The organism is Mitsuaria sp. TWR114, from assembly GCF_007997345.1.
In genome coordinates this window covers 1-2,316 of the sequence record NZ_VOSR01000035.1, presented here as the reverse complement: position 1 = coordinate 2,316, position 2,316 = coordinate 1, and the positions used below count along the sequence as shown (strand labels likewise).

Below are 2,316 nucleotides of genomic sequence, written 5' to 3'. Positions count from 1 at the left end.
TTGCTCCCTCTCCCGCTTGCGGGAGAGGGCAGGGGTGAGGGCCAGCGGCCGTCGCAGTACGCGGCTCGCTCTCCCGCTTGAGGGAGAGCGCGAGCGTCAGTGCCTCGGCTCGCTCTTGTCCTGCTCGGCGGCCGCGAGCACGGCCTCGCGCCACAGCCGCGCGGGGATGAAGGTCCGCAGCTGCTCCATCGCGCGCTCGATGAGCTCCGGATGCAGCTCATGGCCCACCTTCGGCAGCACGTCGGCGGTGATGTCCGCGCCCAGCGCCATCAGCTCGCGCGCCGCGTTCAGCAGCGCCGGATACGGCAGCTCCGCATCGTCCTTGCCATGCAGCAGGTGGATCGACACCTCCTTCGGCGCATGCTGCGGCCAGTAGGCATACGCGCCGCCGAAGGCCAGCACGCGCCCCGCCAGTTGCTCCTCCTGCTGCAGCGCCTCCAGCGCCAGGATCGCACCCTGCGAGAACCCGCCCAGCGCCACGCGCTCCCAGCTCATCTCCAGCTTCGCCGCCCAGCGGCGCACCAGCGCGATCAGCTCGGGCACCGCCGCCGTCAGGCGCGCCGCCTTGGCCGCGTCGTCGCCCTGCTCGGAATACCACTGGAACCCCGCCCCGCCGCCCGGGATGGCATCGAACGGCTCGAAGCCCTCGGGCAGCACCAGGGCCGCACGCGGGTACTGGCGATGCAGGGCCTCGGCCAGCGGGCGCATCTGCTCGGCGTCGGCGCCGGCACCGTGCAGCAGCACGAACAGCAGGTCGGGCGATCCGTCCTTGGGGATCAGCACATGGGCTTGGGTCATGGGGCGCGATTGTCCGTCAGGGGCCGTCGATGCGTTCCAGCGCGGCGCGAATGTCCGCGGCGTTCGTGGGCCTGACCAGCCGCTCCACCTCCTGGCCGTCGCGCATGAAGATCAGCGTCGGCCACAGCTTGACCTTGAAGGAACGCCCGAGCGGCTGCCCCTTCCCGTCCTCGACCTTGATGTGCTGGATGCGCTCGTGGCCGCCGCCGAAGGCCTCCACCAGCAAGGGCTGCGCGGCCTCGCAGATCGGGCACCACGAGGCGCCGAACTCCACCAGCAGTGGATGCTCCTTGGACAGCGTGTCGACGGCGTCGCGGATCGGCTCGGTCAGCGCGTAATGGGCATTCATCGGCATGGGGAACTCCTGCTGGGTCGGGCCGGAAGGGCGCGCAACGCGAGGCCACGTCGGGCCGCTCCGGCGGGTTTCAAGCCTCAGGCCGCGGCGCGGCGCAGGCTCATCTCGAACACCACGCCTTCCGGCACATTGAATGCCCGGATGCTGCCATCCATCTTCGCCAGATAGGTCCTGGCGACGAACAGACCCTGCCCGCGACGTTCCCCGGCGGCTTGCGGCGCGGTGTCGGAGACGCCGTATTCGAAGATCGTCTCCAGCATCGCCGCGTCGATCGGCGGCCCCTGGTTGTGGATGCGCAGCAGCACCACGCCGGGCTCGCCGGCCTCCAGCGTGAGGGCAATGGGCGTGCCCTCGGGCCGGTAGCGGTCCGCGTTGCGCAGCACGTGGGTGACGGCGTCCTCCAGCGCATAGGCCTCGGCCCGCACTGGCAGCGGCTCGGGCAGCGCCGTCGAGAAGCTGACGCCGTCGATGCCCGCGTAATGCGCGTTGGCGGCGATCTCCCGGCAGAAGGCGACCAGGTCCAGCGCCTGCGGATGCAGGTCGGCGGAGGCCAGCGCCTCGCTCGGCGGCGCGCTGCCGTAGAGCACCTTCACCGCCTGCTGCATCCGCTGCACGTAGCGATGGCTGGCATCGTCCGGCGCGCCGTGCAGCACCATCAGCGATTGCAGCGGCGACATGATCTCGTGGCCCACCGCATGCCACATCTCGCGCTCGCGCTCGGCCCGCAGCTGCTCGCGACGCAGGCCGTCCTTCACGCGGCTGAGCGCGTCGGCCAGGCTGCCGGCCAGGATGCCGAGTTCATCGCGGCCGCGCAGGTCGGCCACGTCCAGCTCGCCGATGCGCTGATCCGCGCGCGCGTCCTGCATGTTGTAGGACACCGCCGCCGCACGCTTGGTCAGCACGGCGATGCCGCGGATCAGGCCCAGCTCCACCATCAGCCAGGCCAGCGCGACCGCGGCCAGCATCGCCGCGGCCAGCGTCTCCTTCAGCGGCGCATCGCCCTTGTCCTCGCGCCAGCCGCGCTTGAACAGCGATTCGCCGGAGCTGTCGACGTAGACCGTCGCCAGGTATTCCGTGAGGTGCAGCTGCAGCGGCAGGTCCGGCCAGCGCGTGTCGACGCTGGGGCGCTCGCCGCTGGCCTCGCGCAGCACGTCGCAGACGGC

At 71.3% G+C, this 2,316-nt stretch carries 3 protein-coding genes; all 3 read right to left on the bottom strand.

Annotation, left to right across the window (positions count from 1 at the left end):
• Positions 1–96: 96 nt before the first annotated feature.
• On the bottom strand, positions 97–798 hold the full coding sequence (gene ypfH / locus FUT87_RS02260) for an esterase (protein WP_147239927.1): 702 nt from the start codon (positions 796–798) through the stop codon (positions 97–99).
• Between the two features lie 16 nt (positions 799–814).
• Positions 815–1,153: a thioredoxin family protein gene (locus FUT87_RS02255; RefSeq protein ID WP_147239926.1), complete on the bottom strand. Its 339-nt coding sequence runs from the start codon at positions 1,151–1,153 to the stop codon at positions 815–817.
• 77 nt (positions 1,154–1,230) lie between these two features.
• Positions 1,231–2,316: sensor histidine kinase KdpD (locus FUT87_RS02250; protein ID WP_255511619.1), on the bottom strand; the 1,086-nt coding region annotated here is incomplete at its 5' end.